Source organism: Bacillus sp. RC251, from assembly GCF_044908765.1.
Classification (GTDB): Bacteria; Bacillota; Bacilli; order Bacillales; family Bacillaceae_G; genus Bacillus_A; species Bacillus_A wiedmannii.
In genome coordinates this window covers 120506-141739 of sequence record NZ_JBIYDP010000004.1, presented here as the reverse complement: position 1 = coordinate 141739, position 21234 = coordinate 120506, and the positions used below count along the sequence as shown (strand labels likewise).

At 34.9% G+C, this 21234-nt stretch carries 17 protein-coding genes and 2 pseudogenes; 3 read left to right on the top strand and 16 right to left on the bottom strand.

What is annotated here, in order from left to right; translation table 11 throughout:
* The first annotated feature begins 43 nt into the window (after positions 1–43).
* Positions 44–721, top strand: a complete 678-nt coding sequence (locus ABH961_RS17525) for a response regulator transcription factor (RefSeq protein WP_098076851.1) — start codon at positions 44–46, stop codon at positions 719–721.
* Positions 722–732: 11 nt separating this feature from the next.
* A complete protein-coding gene (locus ABH961_RS17520; RefSeq protein ID WP_098076855.1) occupies positions 733–2103 on the top strand; it encodes a sensor histidine kinase in 1371 nt (456 codons plus the stop codon).
* A 222-nt stretch (positions 2104–2325) separates the two neighbouring features.
* Here ABH961_RS17520 and ABH961_RS17515 read toward each other — a convergent pair whose 3' ends face one another.
* Together ABH961_RS17515 and ABH961_RS17510 are read right to left on the bottom strand one after the other, a co-directional pair.
* Entirely contained in the window at positions 2326–2748 is a 423-nt protein-coding gene (locus ABH961_RS17515; protein WP_001032608.1) for a hypothetical protein, read from the bottom strand.
* Positions 2749–2950: 202 nt separating this feature from the next.
* On the bottom strand, positions 2951–3475 hold the full coding sequence (locus ABH961_RS17510; RefSeq protein ID WP_046957321.1) for a dihydrofolate reductase family protein: 525 nt from the start codon (positions 3473–3475) through the stop codon (positions 2951–2953).
* Between the two features lie 65 nt (positions 3476–3540).
* Between ABH961_RS17510 and ABH961_RS17505 the strand changes: the two genes are divergently transcribed.
* The gene (locus tag ABH961_RS17505; protein ID WP_180228548.1) at positions 3541–4536 is read left to right on the top strand and encodes a helix-turn-helix transcriptional regulator; all 996 of its coding nucleotides are present in this window, start codon (positions 3541–3543) and stop codon (positions 4534–4536) included.
* 29 nt (positions 4537–4565) lie between these two features.
* Here the strand turns inward: ABH961_RS17505 and ABH961_RS17500 are convergent, their stop codons facing one another.
* The 14 genes and pseudogenes from ABH961_RS17500 to ABH961_RS17435 all read right to left on the bottom strand — a co-directional run bounded on the left by ABH961_RS17500 (position 4566) and on the right by ABH961_RS17435 (position 20891).
* Positions 4566–5990, bottom strand: a complete 1425-nt coding sequence (locus ABH961_RS17500) for a DUF4367 domain-containing protein (RefSeq protein WP_098076862.1) — start codon at positions 5988–5990, stop codon at positions 4566–4568.
* Positions 5956–6513 (bottom strand): RNA polymerase sigma factor, encoded by a 558-nt coding sequence (locus ABH961_RS17495; protein WP_048541728.1) that lies wholly within the window; start codon positions 6511–6513, stop codon positions 5956–5958. The genes ABH961_RS17500 and ABH961_RS17495 overlap by 35 nt, the downstream gene beginning before the upstream one ends.
* 179 nt (positions 6514–6692) lie before the next feature.
* Entirely contained in the window at positions 6693–7127 is a 435-nt protein-coding gene (locus ABH961_RS17490) for an HIT family protein (protein WP_048541726.1), read from the bottom strand.
* Positions 7128–7189: 62 nt separating this feature from the next.
* Positions 7190–7567 carry an OsmC family protein gene (locus ABH961_RS17485; protein ID WP_048541724.1) on the bottom strand — a complete coding sequence of 126 codons (378 nt, stop codon included), beginning with the start codon at positions 7565–7567 and terminating at the stop codon, positions 7190–7192.
* Positions 7551–8969, bottom strand: a complete 1419-nt coding sequence (locus tag ABH961_RS17480; RefSeq protein WP_088121281.1) for an amino acid permease — start codon at positions 8967–8969, stop codon at positions 7551–7553. Before ABH961_RS17480 ends, ABH961_RS17485 begins: the two co-directional genes overlap by 17 nt.
* Positions 8970–9173: 204 nt before the next feature.
* Entirely contained in the window at positions 9174–9818 is a 645-nt protein-coding gene (locus tag ABH961_RS17475; protein ID WP_048541720.1) for an amino acid ABC transporter permease, read from the bottom strand.
* Positions 9819–10475: an amino acid ABC transporter permease gene (locus ABH961_RS17470; RefSeq protein WP_048541718.1), complete on the bottom strand. Its 657-nt coding sequence runs from the start codon at positions 10473–10475 to the stop codon at positions 9819–9821. It abuts the gene before it with no gap.
* Between the two features lie 100 nt (positions 10476–10575).
* Entirely contained in the window at positions 10576–11406 is an 831-nt protein-coding gene (glnH, locus tag ABH961_RS17465; protein ID WP_000916483.1) for a glutamine ABC transporter substrate-binding protein GlnH, read from the bottom strand.
* Between the two features lie 12 nt (positions 11407–11418).
* Positions 11419–12343 (bottom strand): annotated as a pseudogene (locus ABH961_RS17460) (amino acid ABC transporter ATP-binding protein).
* Entirely contained in the window at positions 12288–13748 is a 1461-nt protein-coding gene (locus tag ABH961_RS17455) for an alanine/glycine:cation symporter family protein (protein ID WP_048541712.1), read from the bottom strand. The pseudogene ABH961_RS17460 and the gene ABH961_RS17455 overlap by 56 nt, the downstream one beginning before the upstream one ends.
* A gap of 159 nt (positions 13749–13907) precedes the next feature.
* Entirely contained in the window at positions 13908–14879 is a 972-nt protein-coding gene (locus ABH961_RS17450; protein WP_098076865.1) for a phosphotransferase enzyme family protein, read from the bottom strand.
* Positions 14880–14902: 23 nt separating this feature from the next.
* Positions 14903–15589, bottom strand: a pseudogene (locus ABH961_RS17445) (lysostaphin resistance A-like protein).
* Positions 15590–15791: 202 nt separating this feature from the next.
* Entirely contained in the window at positions 15792–16391 is a 600-nt protein-coding gene (locus tag ABH961_RS17440; RefSeq protein WP_000023371.1) for a TasA family protein, read from the bottom strand.
* A gap of 258 nt (positions 16392–16649) precedes the next feature.
* Entirely contained in the window at positions 16650–20891 is a 4242-nt protein-coding gene (locus ABH961_RS17435; protein ID WP_098642933.1) for a S8 family serine peptidase, read from the bottom strand.
* Positions 20892–21234 lie beyond the last annotated feature (343 nt).

The window sequence follows — 21234 nt, the reverse complement described above, 5'->3', positions numbered from 1 at the left end:
TGACTTACAATTTAATTAATAACTACAAATGCGGAGGTACTCTATGGTCGATATACTACTCGTAGATGATGAGCCGAGAATGCTTGAATTATTAACGCTTTATCTTACTCCAATCGGATACAACTGCGTATGTGCAGTATCCGGGGAAGAAGCTATTTCACATATAGAAAATCGAAACTTCAAATTTGTTTTACTCGATATTATGATGCCAAAGATGGATGGGTGGGAAACGTGCAAAAGAATTCGATCCTTTAGTAACGTTCCCATCATTATGGTAACAGCTCGTGATCAAACGGTAGATGTCATCCAAGGGTTAAAACTTGGAGCGGATGATTATGTAACGAAACCTTTCCATGAAGAAGAGCTTTTCGCAAGAATTGAAGCTGTTTTAAGGCGAACGAATCAACACGCACAAATCCAATATCACGGTATTTTATGGGATGAAGCAAAGCATTTCGTCTCTGTCTATAATGAAGAACTTCTTCTCACTCCAATCGAATTCTCTTTACTCGGATTATTTTTACATCATGTGAACTACGTGTTAAGCCGCGATCAGCTCATTGAACGAATTTGGGGACTAAATACAAATACAGAAGATAGAACAGTCGATTCACATATTCGTAATTTGCGTGATAAATTACGAAAAGTAAATTTCCCTATTGATCACCATTTAAAAACTGTTTACGGAGTCGGGTATCGATGGGTTGATACTGTAGATTAAGGAGCAAAGTAATGAAGCGAATTTCTATTCAGCTCGGATTTTATTTTTTAATTGTTACACTTTTAATCGAAAGTGTTCTATTTGTCTTGCTTTATTATAGTCTTGTCAACAATAGAGTAAATGAAGAAATGGCAGCTTTATTAAAGCGTGGAAATAGTCACCGAGATGTCCTTGAAAAGTATTTTGATAAGCAAACAATCTCCCATGTTGCACTAATGGAATCCGAAGCCGAAACCACTGTCGTTATTACAAATGCCAATAAGGATGTGCTAGCTAAATCCAACGAAATAACTACTACTATAAAAAAGCATATTGAAAAGATGCAAACACGGACAGATCATGACGGAGCAATTATAGAGAATCATTGGAAAACATCTAATTATATATGTACAGTTAGTCCAATTATAGTCGCAGGAAAAACAGAAGGCTACGTATATATGTTTCTCGGAACGGAATCAATCGAGGAAATGGTTAACGGACTAACAAGACAATTCGTTATTGCCGGAGTCATTACGTTTCTATTAACAGCCATCACCATCTTTCTCTTATCACGGTTGTTAACAAAACCATTGTTACACATGAAACATGCCACTGAAAAAATGAGTAAAGGCGATTTATCTGTTTCATTAACGACTAGTCGAAATGATGAAATTGGTGAACTAACCTCATCTATTCAAACGCTTGCTAATGATTTACATTATATGAAAACAGAGCGAAGTGAATTTCTAGCAAGTGTTGCTCATGAATTACGAACACCGCTAACATACGTAAGAGGTTATGCTGACATTGCTTTAAAGGAAAACACATCTCCTGAGCAACGTTTACGATATTTATCTATTATAAAAGATGAGTCTGATTATATTACGAACTTAGTTCAAGATTTATTTTCACTTGCACAAATGGAACAACATAACTTTTCTATTCAAGTAAAGGAAGTATATTTACACACCTTCCTTACTCGCATAGCTGAAAAAGTAAATGCCATGTATAAAGAAAGATACATTACAGTTTCTTTTTCTTGTCCTCCTACACTAGTAGTAAACTTAGATGAACAGCGATTTGAACAAGTTGTAGTAAACATTTTAAATAACGCTTATAGACATTCACAAGAGCATTCTCATATAAATATTTCTGTTACAGAAGAACATAAACGTATTTCCATTACAATTGAAGATGAAGGCGAAGGTATTCCGCCTGAAGACCTCCCTCACATTTTCGACCGTTTTTATCGAGTTGATAAAGCAAGATCACGAGCTACAGGCGGAACTGGTTTAGGACTATCTATCGTGAAAGAAATTGTAGAACTACACGGCGGGAATATTACTGTAACGAGCGAAGTCGATCATGGGTCTTGTTTTATCATTTCATTATCATCTATATAGAAATACAACTATCATTAATTAACCTACAAACTTACATCATAATTGACATATGAAAACGCCCAGAGCAGAAAAAACTCTGAGCGTCTTTTATTGTCTTATTGAATTAAATTCTCCTTTAACTTAAATAAAATTAAAGGCAAAACTTAAATAAATTTCTAAACATATTCATTTCACACTCTTTATTCTAAAAAGAATCTTTAATTCTACTTAAAGTAACACACTTTATATTTGTAATGGTTTATAAGCCAATGCTTTATCTATAATTTCTCTGGCAGTTAATTCTTCATCACTCCAGAAAATATAATCACTTATTTTAGGGTCAATAACAGACGATTTAACCATGTCCAACCAAATTGCCAGCTCCCATTCTTCTCCTTCTGTATCCATAAGTTTTTGAACCAAGGTAACTAACTCTTCTCTATTTAACTCTCCTAACTTTATATTTTTATGATTAATAGCTCTTTTTACAATGTATTCTGCACCGTAGTCAGCAAAAAATAATTCTTTTGCACGTGGATAAGGAACACTCTTTTCAAATACAGTCAGTTTATGTTCAAAATCTTCTCCAAAATCTTGTAGCTCTTGAATTTCTAAAACTAATTTTAATAGTTTCTTTTCATCCAATTCCTCACTCCCTTTATTCAAGACAACCACCTTAGTAATCTAAGTACATTTCTTTATACTTTCCATGTTCATTTCAACATAAAATTACAATTTTCCTTTTGAATTATCCAAATCAATATGTTATCCCTTATACTAATTGATATGTTAAGGACAGATAAACCTTACTATAACTAAGAATACGAACAGACCAAATCAGATGTAATTTGGTCCGTTCATTAGTATGCTATTTCTTTTCCTTATAATATAAATTTACAAATTGTCCAAAACGTTTCGTATCCGTTAAAGTTAAATTGATTTCCGGGTTCTTTTCTTGAAATAACGGAACTCCAGAACCTAATATATGCGGTGTAATCGTGACAACATATTCATCAATTAGATTATTCTTAAAGAACTCTCTTAATAAACTCCCTCCACCGACCATCCATATTTTAGATCCTTCTTGTGCTTTTAACCTTTTTATAAACTCCACTACATCTTCATTTACAAACTCTACATGTCCGTTTGAACCTTTTTCTGAGTTAGAAAAAACATAACATTTTTTACCTACATACGGGAATGTTTCCGTATGCTCTACTACATAATCGTACGTTCTTTTTCCCATAATTATTGTATCAATCGTTTCATACATTTCTGTATAACCGTTATCTCCCTCTCCTTCCGTTTCCATTAACCACTGTAAATCATCATCTTCTTTCGCAATATATCCATCCAAACTGGCTGCAATAAATAAAACAATTTCACGTGACATCTCTTCTCCTCCTTGCATCTCATCTTGATAACATTATGATGTAAACAATATACTAACAATAAAACATGACAATTTATGTCATGTTAAAAAGAAAAAAGGTGATACATTTGTCAAAAGCTAAACGCTTATTAGATATTCTTATATTTGCTTCTGCCCAAAAAACATTTACAGCTCAGGAAATAGCTGATGAATTTAATATTTCCGTTCGTACTGTCCATAGATACATTGTAGATTTAAGTGATATGGGATTACCCATTTACGCAGAACAAGGTCGTAACGGGGGCTATAAAGTATTAACGAATAAAGTCATTCCCCCTATTTTATTTACGGAAGAAGAAGCAGTATCCATCTTTTTTGCATTTCAATCTTTAAGCTACTACAGAAACTTACCTTTTAATACAGAAATCAATTCTGTTACTCATAAACTGTACAGCTCTCTACAACATGATGCGAAAACGAAAGTTGATAAAATACGTTCTTATATCGCTTTTTGGAATCCAAAGAGAACAATTGATACCCCTCTTTTAAACGAAGTGTTAACCGCGGCTATTGAAAATAAAAATTTACACTTTCAATACGAATCTAAATTGGGGATAAAAACAAAACATGTTCATCCTATCGGTGTATATGCTCATGACGGGCTATGGTACTTACCATCCTATGACTTCAGTAGAAAAAAAGTATTACTGTATCGCGTTGATCGTATTCTTTCTATATTATCAACAGAAAAAACTGAAGATACATTCATGAATTTAGAAGAATGGTTTGCCTCTAACTCTAACGTAATACATAGTCCTACTCAGTTACATGTTTTACTGACGACAGAAGGTGTACGCCAATGTAAAAGCGTGCCTTACCTTGAAGAATTCGTTGTAGCAAACGAAGACGGGACAGGATATATACATTCAACAATTGATAAAGGTGAAATTAATTTTATTACGCCTTTATTTTATAGACTTGGAAAAGATGCAAAAGTGTTAGAACCGAAAGAATTGATAAATGGTTTACGTATACGTGCGAAAGAAATTTTACATATGTATGAAGACGAAAAAAGCTGCTAAATATAAGCAGCTTGTTAGTCTCTTTGTTACTATTGACGAATATCAATCCACCAACGATATTCCGCATTCATATTTTCAGTGCCACCATTCCCTCTGTAATGGAAAGCATCAAGGAAGATTGAATCTAGTTTATCCTCATCTACAAAATAACCTAAGTTTACTTTCATCGTTTGTCCTGGTCGGATACTGCCAATATTGTAAAAACTTTTTCCATCTCCGTGAGGTTCTAAATAATCAACTTCACCTGTCATAATACGCGTTGCGTCCATTCCCTCTTCTTTAGCGTATTTCCATGCATTCCCTTCAAATTTAAGCTGTTTTATGGATGGATGCATATAGATTTCTTCTGTCGGCTTTTTACCAATATTTTTCACTGTTGTTGTTAAGTAGACAAATTTAACATTAACTAATTTTGAATCTACTAATGTATCAATTGAATCTTTACCATTCCCTAATTTATATTCATCTCGTCTGTACGATAGTAATTTTCCCGTCTGATCTAAAGCCTTATTCTTGCTTAATATCTCTAGGCCAAGTTCATTAAAGTTCTCTTGTTTAAAATCTTTAATTGAATCAAAGACTTCAACTTTTTCTATCACATATTCAATTTGGCTGTTATCCATAGATATCGTTACTGGAACCTTTTGTCCTATATGAAATAGTTGTTTACTATCTTTTTTCAATGGAATCACCTTGGTTTTTTTAGGCTTACTTTCTTCGCTAAAATACTTTTTATCATAATCTGTTATATCTGATGCCTTTTCTTTTGACGTAGGCTCAAGTGAAATACTCCCTAACACATCCATCATTTGTTCTTCATTTACATCGGATCCAATATAACTTTCTAACATAATCCCTTCTTTCTCAAAAAAGAGAAAGACCTCTCTGTTAAACGCTAAATTGTGGTTTCCATTTTCTTTATTGACAATCACTGCTTTCTTGCCATTTATCTCTTTCTCTTCGTAGCTTTTTGAGTACAGCGTTTTAAAGTTCGAATCTTTTCCTACTCTCCAAAGAATGAATGAAAATCCACCCTTTGCGTAGTTATCTTTAAAGGAATATTTCATAGCAGTTTCATCGATTGCTTCCATATTTTCTGGTAATTTACCCAGTTTCAACTTATACCACTTATCAGCCTTTTTCGAGTCCTTATTTGTTACCGAAACATTTACTTCATAATTTTGTTTTTGAACAATCATATTATAGACTTTCACTGCACCAAAAACGGTTGTCGGCATACCAATCAATAAGCAAGCAGCAGCGATTAACATACGATGTTTTTTACGCTTTTTCTGCGGTTGTCCATCTTTCAACTTCATTTCCTCCATAAACAATTTCTTTTTGCGCGTATATGTATGTGAAAATTCATGTTGTTCTTCGAGTTTATCAAAATCATCTAAAGCAATTTTTTCAGCAAGTTCATATATTTCTTTGGAGTTCTTTGAATTCGTCATGTTGTATACCTCCTATCATATTTTGGACTCGTTTTCGAGCGCGTTCAAACTGCTTGCGGGCATTACCCTCGGTTATTCCCATAACACTTGAAATCTCTTGATACGTTAAGTTATAGAAGACTTTATACTTAAACACCTGTCTGTTAGATTCACTTAATTCTGTTAGCAATGTATCAATTTGAACCTCAGACATTTTACGTTTTTCCCACTCTTCAATATTTTCGTCTACTGCTTCGATTGATTCTCTTTCATATTCTTCTAAAAATGTTTCATGTCGTTTATTTTTCCTGTAACTATCAATCGCCTTGTTTTTCGCGATCCTCAAAATGTAGCGTTTAAGCTCTTGAGTAGCCAAGCTATGGAGCTTTTCCAAGTTTTTATAAAGAGTAATAAACGTCTCTTGAACCGCATCTTCAGCCTGCTGAATATTATTTAAAATAGAATACGCTACATAATAAATTTTTTGTTCGTACAACTCGTATAGCTCTTCCATCTTTTCATAATCGTTGTTTGTGACTTTCATATAATTCCTCCTCTCACTCTATATAACGAATGGGCGATATACTTTGTGACACTACAAAATTCCTTTATATATAAAATTTAATAATAGAATAAACAAAAGCCCAATTTCTCTATTTTAACTGAGAAATTGGGCTTTTGTTTATTAGAATTTCCCTGATTGTTCCCTTAAGAAAACCCCTCTTACGCCTTTTCAGTAAACAGCATTTGCTCTATCGCTTCTTGTAACAAATGCTTTGTCTCTTCCAAGTTATAATTCTTCTTTTCTCCTAATTCTACCGTATAAAACTCGGCAAACGAGCGCTCTTTATATCTCGGTACGACATGCATATGATAATGCGTTAACTCATTAAAGATTCCACCATTTTGACAAATTGTAACGCCATCTGGTTTATATAATAGCTTAATCGCTTTTGCAATCAGTTTAGAAGCATCCATAATGGATTTTGCTACAATATCATCTAATTCGTCCACTTCTACAACATGCTGCTTTGGCACAATTAAAGTATGACCTGGATAAAAAGGTTCATGATCTAAAAAACATGTTACATAGTCATCTTCATATATTCTATATATAATTTCTTCTTCGTTGGCTAATTTACATCCTAAACATTCCATTACACTTTCTCCTCTCTCTAAAACATAAAAACGTGAGAGCCGTATTCTCACGTTTTTATGTTTCACTTTATTAGTTCAATTGTTTCCGTAACTTTTATACTATCTTTTACCGATTGAACAATCGTACAATTTTTCACTGCAAGTTGCAGCGCCTTGTCCAACTGCTCTTCTGTAATGTTTTGGGCTTTAATTTTATAGTGCAAATGAACACTTTCAACTGGTTTGGATAAAGCTTCACTTCTACCAATTTCAGTTTCAATTGTAAACGTATCGTATGTAATACGTTTCTTTTCTAAAATTGTTTGAAAGACAATTGCACTACATCCTGCGATAGAAGAAACGAGTAATTGTAACGGTGAATACCCATTTTCTTTTCCAATCGCTAATGGACCATACGATAAATCTGCCTCTATACCATCATGCTTAATTTTTATTTTCATACTTCGCTTCCATCTCCACTTTCATCGGTTTCTTCCGTTTCTTACTCATATAATAATATATATAGCAGAAAATGATAAATGGAATACCACAGTATAACGCCATTCTTTGTTCTGGAATAAACGCTAAACTAATAACAACGATGCTATTTGTAATTAAAGCTAAAATAGGAACAATTGGATATAACGGCGTTCTATACTTTAAGTCCTCTAACTTTCCTCCGCCTTTTATATACTGACTTCTAAAGCGAAGTTGCGATAAAGCAATAATGATCCAACTTGAAACAGCTGATAAACCAGCTATAGATAATAAGTACATGTATACTGTATCTTCTGCAAGGAAGCTTGTGAATAAAGATAGCCCTGCTACCGCAATTGTTACGACTAGCGCTGTAATTGGAATACCTCGTTTATTTACTTTCTTGAAAGATGTTGGTGCCATTCCTTCATTTGCAAGTGACCATAATATACGAGTTGCCGCATATAATCCTGAATTCGCTACAGATAGTAACGCTGTAATAATAACGAAGTTCATAATATCAGCTGCGTATGGAATACCGATTTTATCAAATACGACTACGAATGGACTTTCAATTACCCCTGCTTCTTTCCAAGAAATTAATCCTACTAAAATCGTCATTGTTAAAATGAAGAATAACATAATGCGCCATACTGTATTACGAATTGCACGTGGAATTGTTTTTTCTGGATTTTCACTTTCTCCCGCTGCAATCCCGATTAACTCTGTTCCTTGGAATGAGAAGTTAACCGTAATCATTGTAAGTAATACGGCAGCTAGTCCATTCGGGAATAATCCACCATCGCTTACAAAGTTAGAGAAAAGAGGTGCTGCTTCTTTTCCGTCATATGATATAAACCCTAATAATGCACCACCACCAAGAACAACAAACGCAAGAATTGTCACTACTTTAATACTAGAGAACCAAAATTCTAATTCAGCATAACTTTTCGCCGAAATTGCGTTTGACGCATATAGAATAACGCCGAATACGAGACACCATACCCAAACATCAACATTCGGAAACCATCTTTTCATCATTAAACCGATTGACGTTAATTCTAGTCCTACTGTCACTGCCCAGCCAAGCCAATATAGCCAGCCAATCATAAAGCCCGTTCCTGGCCCAATAAACTTCGTCGCATACTTTTGGAAAGAACCTGAAACCGGCATTGCTACCGTTAACTCTCCAAGACAAAGCATTGTTAAATACATAATAAATCCGCCCACTAAATATGAAAGGATGGCTCCCCCTGGTCCAGCCTGATTAATGGTATAACCTGAACCTAAGAAAAAACCAGTCCCGATTACACCACCTAGTGCGATCATAAATAAATGTCTACTCTTCATCGTACGATGTAATTTCTCATTCGTTGATTGCTGCATCTAAATCCTCCCCCTACCGATACCCCTATATCTTGTTAAAATTTTCTGATAATAAAAATATACACGAAAGCGATTACAATTTCTATATAAAATTAAAACTTTTCTGATAAAACAATATAAAAAATCGAATTATCGCGAGATTTAGATTATAATTAAAGGAAAATAAGGAGAAACAAGGAAAAACCTTTACATATATTGTAAAGGTTAACGAATTTCTAATCTTCTCGATAAAATTGATAAACTATAATTTATGATAAAGTACATACAAGCTACTACTATAAACGTTGGAATCATATAATTCACATTCTGTCCGCTAATAATTTGAGCATTATGCATAAGCTCTGGCAGTGATATAACAACTGCTAATGATGTATCTTTCAGCAATGAAATAAACTGACTAACAAGCGGCGGGACCATTCTTCTTAATGCTTGTGGTAAAATAATGTGCCAAAGCGCTTGAACATACGTTAATCCTGAAGATCTTGCAGCCTCAATCTGTCCTTTTTCAATAGATAATAAACCACTTCGAACAATTTCAGATATCATTGCTGCTTCAAATATTGTTAAAGCAACAATTGTAGCTGTTATAATTTCTAATTTCAAGCCTGCTTCTGGAAGTGCAAAATACGTGAAAAATATAATTAAAAGTAGTGGTAAATTTCGAATTACTTCAACGATAATTCCTAATACTTGTGAGACGATAGGTATTTTCATATACCGCAATATCCCTATTACACTACCAATAATAAAGCTAAGTACAATCGCTACGAGCGCTACCTCTAGCGTTATAAGTAATCCTTTTAATAAAAACAGAATATGATCTCCTGTAATTGCTCCCTTAAAATCCATTTACACCGCCTCCTTTGCTAAGCGTTTTTCTAAATAACGCACTAGCATACTGAGCGGAATTGTTAATATTAAATAAAACATCCCGACAAATATATAGACGTCGAACGTAACCAATGTCTTCGTTGAAATTAAGTCTCCTTGATACATTAAATCCGTACCAGCGATAATTCCGAGTATGGAAGAGTTTTTTACTAAATTGAGAAATTGATTTCCTAGAGGAGGAATTACGATTTTCATCGCTTGGGGTAAAACGATATGGTACATTGCTTGCGTATAAGTCAATCCTGAGGAACGTGCTGCTTCCATTTGGCCTTTTGCCACTGATAAAATACCAGCGCGAATAACTTCCGCAATAAACGCTGCCGTATATACGGTAAGCGTAACTGTTCCTGCTACAAAACCATTTAAAGTAATTCCTATTACAGGTAAAGCAAAATAGAATATAAATGCAATTAATACAAGTGGAATATTTCTTACAAACTCCACAAAAGCTGATCCTATCCAATTTAAAATACGAATAGGTGCAATACGCATTACAGCCAAAATTACTCCTAAAATAAAGCTTCCTATTAATGCAATTACACTAGACATAACTGTATACTTAAAGCCTTCTAAATACATATCAATGTTATTCGTTAATATAGAAAAATCAGGCACATATTCTCCCCTCTTTCTTTACAAGAAGAGGATGAGCATCCCTCATCCTCTCACTGTTACTATTCACTAGAAATAAAGCCCCACTAATTAAAGTTTCACTTTACTTCTCTTGTTTTTGTCCAATCCATTTTTCATACAATTTATCGTATTCCCCATTCGCTTTCATATCTTTTAGTAAGCTATTAATCTCTTTCGTCAAATCATCTGCACCTTTTTGCACTGCAATTCCGTACGGTTCATCCGTAAAAATTTTCCCTACAACTTCATAATTTGAATCTTGTTTTGCCATGCCGTAAAGAATTGCATTATCTGTCGTTAAAACATCGCCTTTCCCCGCTTTTAACGCCGTAAATGCCTCACTGTAATTTTCAAATTCTAATACAGTCGCTTCTGGTGACTTTTGACGAATATTATTTGTAGACGTTGAACCTTTTACAGCTAACACTTTCACACCCTTTTTCACATCATCAATACTTTTAATATCGCTCCCTTTTTTCACAAGTAACGATTGCCCCGCTTTAAAATATACATCTGAAAAATCCACTTCTTTTTTACGTTCTTCTGTAATTGTCATTGTTGCGATAATTGCATCAATATCACCGTTTTTCAATAGTGGAATACGCGTTTTAGATGTTACTTCTTTTAATTCTAGTTTCTTTTCATCTCCGAGAATTTTTTTCGCAAGTGCTTTCGCGACATCAACATCAAATCCTTCTACCTGCCCAGTGGAAGGATTTTTTAATCCAAATAAGTTCGTATCATTCTTCACCCCAACTACTAGTTTCCCGCGCTTTTTAATTTGCTCAACAGCCCCACCTTGCTTCGTATTCGTTTCTTTCGCCTCATCTTTTTTACTTCCGCATCCGGCAACGACAAGTACGAATAAACATGAGAATACGATTAAGGTAAACAGCTTTTTCATTTTAAGCATGAAATTCCTCCTTTAATGATTTAACACTCGGCTTAAAAATAGACGAGCTCTTTCCTGTTCAGGATTTGCAAAAAATTGTGTTGGTGTCGTATCTTCAATAATTTGACCATCATCCATAAATAAGATCCGATCTGCTACTTCTCGCGCAAATCCCATCTCATGCGTGACAACGACCATTGTCATTCCTTCTTTAGCTAGTGTTTTCATAACATCAAGTACTTCCCCAATCATCTCCGGATCAAGAGCAGACGTAGGCTCATCAAATAGCATAATTTCCGGCTGCATTGCCAATCCCCTAGCAATCGCTACCCTTTGCTGTTGTCCTCCGGATAATTGATGCGGGTATACACTAGCCTTCTCCGGAATTCCTACTTTCTCTAAATAAAACATCGCTGTTTGCTCAGCTTCCTCTTTTGAAACTTTATTTACTTTAATCGGTGCTAGTGTAATATTTTGAAGAACCGTTTTATGTGGATATAAATAAAAATGTTGAAAGACCATCCCAATATTCCGGCGTAATTCATTCATATCTGTTTTTGTATTGTGTACCTCCGTATTTTGTACAAGTAACTCTCCATCTGTAATTGTCTCTAGCTGATTTATACACCGAAGCAACGTGCTTTTTCCTGATCCTGAAGGACCAACAACTACTACCACTTCCCCTTTTTTCACTTGCACATTAATATCTTTTAAAACTTGAAAGTTGCCATAATATTTATTTACATTACGAAACTCTATCAACATACTCTCCCCCTCCTTCCCCTAACAAAGCATGTACATTCTTTTTATATTCAAAAACAGTCCCAAAAATAACTTCTCCCTTCATTTTTGCCCATAAAAAAAGCAAAGGGATTTCCCTTTGCTTCTCCATTTCTATTCGATTAAGATACTTCTTCTTTCTTATCTTTCCCGTATTCATGCTCCCAGAAATCAGCATTTTTAATTCCTAATGGCCCTGGATCGAATACCGGATCTTTTCCTTCTTTTTTCTGCTTTTCATAATCCTTTAATGCAACTAATGCAGGTTTTTGTAATAGTAAAATCGCAATGATATTTACCCATGCCATAATTCCTACACCGATATCACCTAAAGCCCAAGCTGTTGCTGCTGTTTTTATACAGCCGTAGAATACAGCTCCTAAAAATACAAACTTTAGTACCATAGACAACCAAGGGCGGTCTTTATCACGATTTAAGTACGCGATATTCGTTTCTGCAATGTAGTAATACGCCATAATTGTTGTAAATGCAAAGAATAGTAACGAAATTGCAACGAAACCGTTTCCAAATCCAGGGAAAACAGATTCTACCGCTGCCTGTGTATATCCCGGTCCTGGCTGAGCACCATTTAATTTATTTACGATAAAGTTTTTTCCGCTTGCATCAAATACGTTATACATGCCTGTAATAATCATCATAAATGCTGTTGCTGAACAAACAAATAATGTATCAATGTAAACGGAAAATGCTTGCACTAAACCTTGCTTAGCTGGATGTGATACTTCCGCAGCAGCTGCTGCATGTGGTCCAGTTCCTTGCCCTGCTTCATTGGAATAAATACCACGTTTTACTCCCCAAGAAATTGCTAAACCGATAATACCACCGAAAGCCGCCTCTAATGCAAAAGCACTTCTTATAATTAACATAAATGCTTCTGGCAACTTTTCAATATTCATAGCAACAATAACGCAAGCTACTAAAATATAACCAACTGCCATAAACGGTACGACAACTTGTGCCACGTTAACAATTCGCTTTACTCCACCGAAGATGATAAGAGCTAATATAACAACTAATAAAGCCCCTGATACGGTAGTGTTAATTCCAAAAGCTGTTTCTAAACTTACAGCAATACTATTTGCTTGCACACCTGGTAGTAAAAGCCCCGTTGCAAGAATTGTCGCTGCAACGAATACTAATGCATACCATTTCACACCTAAACCTTTTTCAATGTAATAAGCAGGTCCACCACGAAACTGCCCTTGATGTTTCGTCTTATATATTTGTGCTAATGTAGATTCTACATAAGCTGATCCTGCTCCTAAAAAGGCCACTGCCCACATCCAAAATACAGCTCCTGGTCCACCGAATGCAACCGCTGTTGCTACCCCAGCTATATTCCCTGTCCCAACGCGCCCTGATAACGAAAGTGCTAACGCTTGGAATGAAGAAACACCAGCCTCTGATTTTTCACCTTGAAATGTCAGCTTCACCATTTCGCCTACATGCCTTACTTGTAAAAACCTCGTTCGAATGGAAAAATATAAACCTACTCCTAAACATAAATAAACAAGTGCTGGACTCCAAACAATATTATTTAACCAATTTACGAAAGCTTCCAACATTCCCCCTCCTTCTTTATAAAGAATATTCAGAATATATATAAAATTATAAGTGTATACCGAATCTATAACAATATTATTTTAATAAAACAAACATATTTTTGTATAAAAAAACAAAGCATACATTTATTCTGTATACTTTGTTTTCACAAAAATGTATTATATATTCACAATTGCTTCTCTTTTTATAATTCTTTCATATAGCTCTTCTGATAATTCTCGGAAGTTATCTGGCATATCTTTCTCCTTAAACTTCTTTTGAAGTGTACCGTATAAACCAACATCACGTAGACGTAAGAACAACGGTAACGATTCATACCAACTATCCGCTAGTCTGTGCTCATACTCATAGCCTTTTCGTAACACTTGTAGCTGTTTACGAGCAAAGTCTGTCTTCTCTTCCGCTGTCCACGGTGTAAATAGAACAGAGTAATAGAGAACCATTGCTAAATCATGTATAAAGTAATTATAAGCCGCATCATCAAAATCAAAGATTGTTAGCTCTTTACCATCATAATGAAAATTACCGGGATGGATATCACCGTGCATAAGGCCGAACGTTTCTCTTTCAATTGGAAGAGCCTTTATTTCATCCATTAATACCGCTGCAATCTTTTTCACTTGATCATCTTCTAATTCATTAACAATCCCACTTTCGTCTTCTTCCCACGTATCACGATAATCTGTTTTAGGGTAGTTCATTGTTAAGCGGTGCAGTTGACCAATCGCTTTTCCCCATGCTTCAAAATAAGCATCTCCCCAATAAGGCGATTCTTTTCCTTTTACTTGTTCACCTTTTGCATATGTAAATAAAGAAGCGAAAAAGAAAGTTTCATCCTCTGCTCTGATCCCTTCTACAAGATTTTGAGACTTTGAATAAAGAGGTCCTGCTACCTTTGCCCCATGCTCCGCAACATATCGTAAAAAATCTAGTTCAGCTTCAACTTCTTTTTTAGAACGATGAGAAGAGTGTGTTAAACGTAATACGTAATCTTCACCACGATCACCCTTTGCCTTAAAAATATAATTTTCAAAATCTCCAAGTGGCTTTTCTTCCACTGTTACATGAAATGCCTTTGCTGCTCTTGCTAAAACCTCTTTTGTAAAAACACGTTCTACAGCTATTTCCACATGTATCCCTCCTATATATCTTCTTAATTCGACATAAATGTGAGAAGTACTGCTATAAAATTGAATAATGCGTGGGCAATCATAGCTGATAAAATAGAATTTGTTTTCTCATATAACCACGCAAATACTACTCCACTAAAAAAATTCACTGGTAATGTGTTATATGTTGGAATATGAACAACGGTAAATATTATGGAACTTATAAGCACTCCGCCCCATATACCATATTTATCACGAAAAAACGTATAAAAAACCCCTCGATACAAAATCTCTTCATAGATTGGTGATATAACTGCTGCTCCGATTACCGCGATACAGAATGAATATATTGATTTATCATTTTGGACCGTTTCCGTTTTACTATTTTCAAAAGAAATACCCATTTTCTCCATTATCATTAATACAGCAATACTAACTACAATTAAGAAAATAACCGCTCCAAATGTCCATAAGAAATCTTTTCATGAAAGCTTCCGAATTCCAATATCTCTCCACGAGAGCTTATATCTTTTTATACAAAAAAGATAAACTACAGTAGTAAATATCACTGCCATTATAAATCCCATTAATACTCCAGCATATAATGAGTTCCCTATTATTTTTAAAGCATAGTCATAAAAAAGAGATTCAACAATTACTGGAACAATAATAAATACAAACACAAATAAATATAAAATTTCTTTCCATCCCCACATACTTTTCAAAATTATATACACCATCCCTCTACTCCTTGTTTCCTTAAGTATAAAAGATGACGTAACGTAACTTTCAAGCTTATTTTTTTTCAAATAATCCAAGCATAATTTTCTCTCAAAACACAAAAAAGGTTGATTCACTAAATCAACCCTTACACTATTAAAAATTTTATTTCTCAATTCTTCATCAATTTATTCTTATATATAACATTTATCTTTATCTCTCTTCACCTTTTGTCTGCATTGAATTGAAAGTCCAATTTAATTTTAATGAATCTCCTTGAAATACATTTTGCTCTTCATTGCTATCTACAAATGTGAACATTACATAGAAAGTATCATCATCACCAGGAGCAAGTCCATTTCCTTCTCGGTCTACAACACCTTTTTGTACAAGATCAGGAATACTTCCGTTTTGCGTAGCTACCTTTAATTCAGATAATGTAGTAGACCAAATTGGAACCTCATTTTTATCCAAATTCCATAAGAAATCGACACGGATATGATCACCAAAATCAGCACTTCCATTATCTCCTTTAGCATCGATTACACTATAATCTGTAAGAAGTTTCACGTCTCCTATCGCTAAAGTTCCTTTGTTAACTAATTGAAAACCGCGTTCCATTTCATCACCTGGTTTAATATTGTCGACATTAATAACAACTTCAGGATTAACACTCAAATCTAAAGTACCCGCTGCAAACGTGTTTTGTGATACTTCCTTATCACTAAAATACGCATATGTCCCCCCGCCAATTAAAGATAAACCAAGCCCTGCAGTTACAACACCCATACCAAGTTTTTTCTTAATACTCATTTCACAAGTCCCCCTATTTTTAAAGTTCAAACTCCAAACCTTATTTCCATCCCACAAACAATACTAATTAAACAAATAATATTCCCCATAACGAAACCTAACCAACGTTAAATTATTTACTTCATGTTTACAAATAACTATCACTTTAAGAATAACCGGTAATGTTACATCGAATCATTACCGGTCCATTGTTAGTAAATCCTATTTAATTCTATACTCATTGTTTTATCACTTAGTTTACTCTAGAATTGTGCCCACTTATTTTTTTGGCTCTAATCCAATGGAACGTAAGATTTTATCTAACGTCACTGGCCCTACATTTTCTTTCGGTTTCTGATTTTCTTTGGCATCTGGACCCTTTTTCATGAAATTCTTCTCAATAAAACGAATATCTGTTTCATTTACAACACCATCTTGATTGACATCTCCATCTTTTACAGCCACTTTTCCTTTTTCATATGAAAGAGCTGCTATTCTAGCATCTTGAATATCTACCATTTTATCGCCGTTTACATCACCTGCAAGGCTGTCATCCATATCAGCTCTAAAGTTTTGTCCCACTAATTCTCCATCCTGCATTTTCCCTATTTTTGTAGTTAATTTACTATTTAAATGACCTGGCATTTCTACGAAAATATTATATTCTGTATCACTTACTGGAACACTATGAATTTCAAATTGCCCATTATCATCAACCGTTCCTGTATATTTCTTTCCATCCTTACCAACTGCATACACTTTTGCTCCTAGTTTTGTGTAGTCATTCTTACCTAAATACCCCTCTTCAGTTAAGAAAGCTTCTGGTCCAATATATCCTGTAACCATTGCATGTTTCGAAATAATAGAAAAGGATTTATCTTTAAACACAGGAATCTCAACGCCTTCTGATGCACCTGTTTTTGTATAAGAGAATTTATCTACTCCAAATGCTGTTAAATTATTAAAATACTCGTCACTCGTCATCTCGAATGTAACATCTACAAATGGTGCGTCTCCATCTAGACCTTTAAATTCTGTTCCTTCTAAAGATGCACCAACTTTCACCTTGTTTTCCCAGTTTCCTTCTTCATTTATCACTGGATCTTCTAATTTAATATTTAATCCATGTTGTTTTGCATATTCTGCAAGTGCTGGATTTGGTTTAACATCTACAAATTTAAACAACTGTTTACTATAAGGAATCTCAAATGTACCTGACATAAGTTGTTTCACATTATTAAGATTTAAAGTTAATGTAATTTTTTCTCCTAGTTTAACTTTATCCTTGTCATAGCTTGGGACAGCGTATTCCGTTCCCTCTTTAACAAAGACATAATCTTTAAATCCATTTACCATATTTGATGCAGTTGCAAGATCATATCCAAATAACCTTAAATTAAGCGGTTCATTGATTTCCTCTGGAAGTACACCAAATTTAAAATCACCATTGGCTTGAATTGTATTCAACCAACCTGACGGAAAAGCAGAGTTTTGGTAATATACAATTTCATTAGTTTTTTGGTCATACTGAAGGCCTTTTGCCTTTAATACATCTATCGTAGAATCATATATGTTACCATGTACCCATAATGCACGCTGACCATCTTCTTCTTTGAACATAGATTCATTTACCTCATGAACGCCAGGTTTTACATCGGTAAATTTCATTTCAGGTTTGATATTATCAATAATTACGCTATCTCCTTTTGTATAAGGTTTCCCTTCTTTGTCATATCCAATGAAATCAAGTTGGTAATCTCCATCAGGCAACGTAACTCGCTTGTCTCCAATTGGATGATTTGGATCTCCTGTAAACGGGAATACATAGCCACCCATACCATCGAACATGATATATTCAATATTTGGTGTTAGACTGCTAGCATTAATTGTCCCCACAATTCCTAATGCCTTTCCTGTTTTTCGATCCTTCACCACTGCATCGATAGTTTCAAGTGGACTGTTCAATTTAAATGTCAGCGGTGAACTCGGCCTTTCCATAAATGGATGGAAGTTAGATGTATCTGTTGCCATTGCATCTCTCAGCAAATCTACAGATTCAATTCCTTTTTCTGTGAATTTAACTGCAAATGGCACTTGATATACTTCTTTTTCATTTTTTTTATTTGAAATATGAATATATCCCTCATATCTACCAAATTCAGCGTTTTCTGGAATGATAATTTCAGGGCTAATTTCCCCTGATGTACTAGGAGCTACTTTAATAGAATCTTGTACGTTCAGCTTCACACCATTCTTCGCTGCATCTTGCACACCTACACTTGTTGGTGAAAACTCTACTTCTAATTTAAACTCTTTCTCGTCTGTTTTATTGCTATTCTTAATTAAGACTTTTCGACTATCTTTAATAGGTCCATTTCCCAATTGATTTTTATATCCGAATGCAATAGACCCTGTTTTTTCTTCAATTTCTACTTCTTCATCATTTACAACGTTTGATGTTTTATCGATAACCTCGATAGCTGTATCTGCATGAACTGCACGATACGCATCAATTCGGCCTGATCCCACCTCAAATACAGAGCGTGCCTCTTTTAAGTCAACTGCAGTATTCATAAGCGCTTCTTTTACTTCAAACGGACTGTAGTTTGGATTTTCTTGCAAAATGAGTGCTGCCACCCCCGCTGTATGAGGAGTTGCCATAGATGTACCTGACATACGTCCATACGCTACCGGATAATTTTCTCCATCCTTTGGATCATTAATATATTCAGGAACAGTAGAGAAAATAGACACACCTGGCGCTACAATATCCGGCTTAATATCATCTGTTTTACTTGCAGGACCGCGAGAGCTGAAATCGGCTAAGTGATCTCCCTCTGTTTTTGTGTTACTCAGTTCTCCAAATGTTAAAGAGACATCTCCTTGGACAGCTTTTGCTTGCAATTTCTCACCATCTGCCTTTGTTAAGCGGAACGATGGAATAGATGAAGTACTTTCTCCAAGATAACTTGTAATTTCACCATCTACATTGTTATATACAATTACCGCCTTTGCACCTGCTTCCTTAGCATTTTTAATTTTTTCATCAAATGTAATCTCACCGCGTTGGATAAGAGCTAACTTCCCTTTTACATCTTTCCCTGTAAAATCACCTGATTTCCCAAGTCCTGCATATATAAGCGATAAGGATTGACCTTTCAAATCTTCAATCTTATCAGTAAAGCTTTTTCCAAGTAGCATCATTTTATCCACATGTAAATCAGCTGCATCGGTGGAAAATGTCGGGATAGTCATCGCAGCGTCACTTGCTCCAACTGTAATTGGAAGTGCTGCTGCACTAGGTGATCCAAGGGTACCTTCTTCTGGACCACTATTACCTGCCGCTACTACTGTAACAACACCAGCTAACATCGCATTGTTTACTGCAATAGAAGTAGGATATAAAGGATCATTAATAGACGCACCTAATGATAAATTGATAACGTCCATATCGTCTTTCACTGCTTTATCAATCGCAGCAAGAATACCGCTTGTTTGTCCACTTCCATATGGACCTAATACACGATATGAATATAAATCTACATCCGGAGCGACTCCCGTAACTGCATAATCCACACTATTCTTTTTGTCTGCAGCAATTGTCCCAGCTACATGAGTCCCATGGGATGTATAGTATGCACTTCCATCATAAATTTCAGGATATCCTCCAGAATTTTGCCAATCCTTATACGTTGTCTCCATTGGATCAGCATCATTATTAACAAAATCCCATCCTTTTATTGAGTTCGGATCTATTTTGCTTGGATCTTCACCTTGCTTTGCACGATACCCTTTATAAGCATCTTTTAAATCAGGGTGGTTATAATCAATACCTGTGTCCAGTACACCTACCTTAATTCCTTTTCCTGTTATTTTTTCATCATGCAGCTTGTCCACACCAATTTGTGGTACACTATCTGCCATTTTGGGTTCGGCAGCCGTCTTAGCTGTTTCTTTCGGTAAATCAATTTTGACCTCACGATCTTCCCATACACGCTTAACAATACCAGTGCGAACTAAATCTTCGATCATATTCGCAGGTAACGACATTGCCACACCATTAAAAGCATTCTTATATTCTCTTGTTATTTTGGCAGTTTTAAAATCCGGCCCCTTATCTTTCTTTTTTTGAAGCTGTTCAAGCTCAGTTTTAAATCCTTTATGCGATGCTTCCACCTTTTGTTCTGCAGTTGAAAGAGCTATTTTTTTCCCTTTAGCTGCTTGTTTTAACATCTCGATTTTGCTAGGTGCTTGCTTAAATTCTACAATCACATTCACATTATCAGGACTTGCTGTATTAATGCCTGGTGAAATAACAAAACCAGGTTTTGTATCTAATGTTTTTAAAGCATTACGTTGTTCCTTTGTAAGTCCTTTCAATATAGAACTTGCATCATCAATTCCAGTTAAAGTAGATGTATTTACTTCTTCTGCCAATACGTTATATGGAATTCCTTGAGACATTAACATGCCAACAGTTAGCGTTCCGATAAGTATTCTTCCGAATTTCCCCTTCTTCATAGCGCATCTCCTTATTATTAAAATTATTTTTTCTAAAATAAATCTTCTGAGCTCCTATGTAGCATTGGCAATTCTATCAACCTTGGATCTATTTAAAAGGATCAAAAATCTCCAACACTACTACCGCCATCCCCACACTTCTAATCTTCTTTCTATAAAAGCCCCCATAAATTGTTTCCAACTACAATGATTTACAACATGAATTATTAGTAGCTTTAAGCAATAGTTCTATTTTTATTATTCCACATTCTAACTTTTCTGAAAATTAAACGAAAGGCGTATCTTTTTTCTAATGATTCTATGTCTACATAGTACAAAAGAACTATCTTGCTCTTTATTCTTT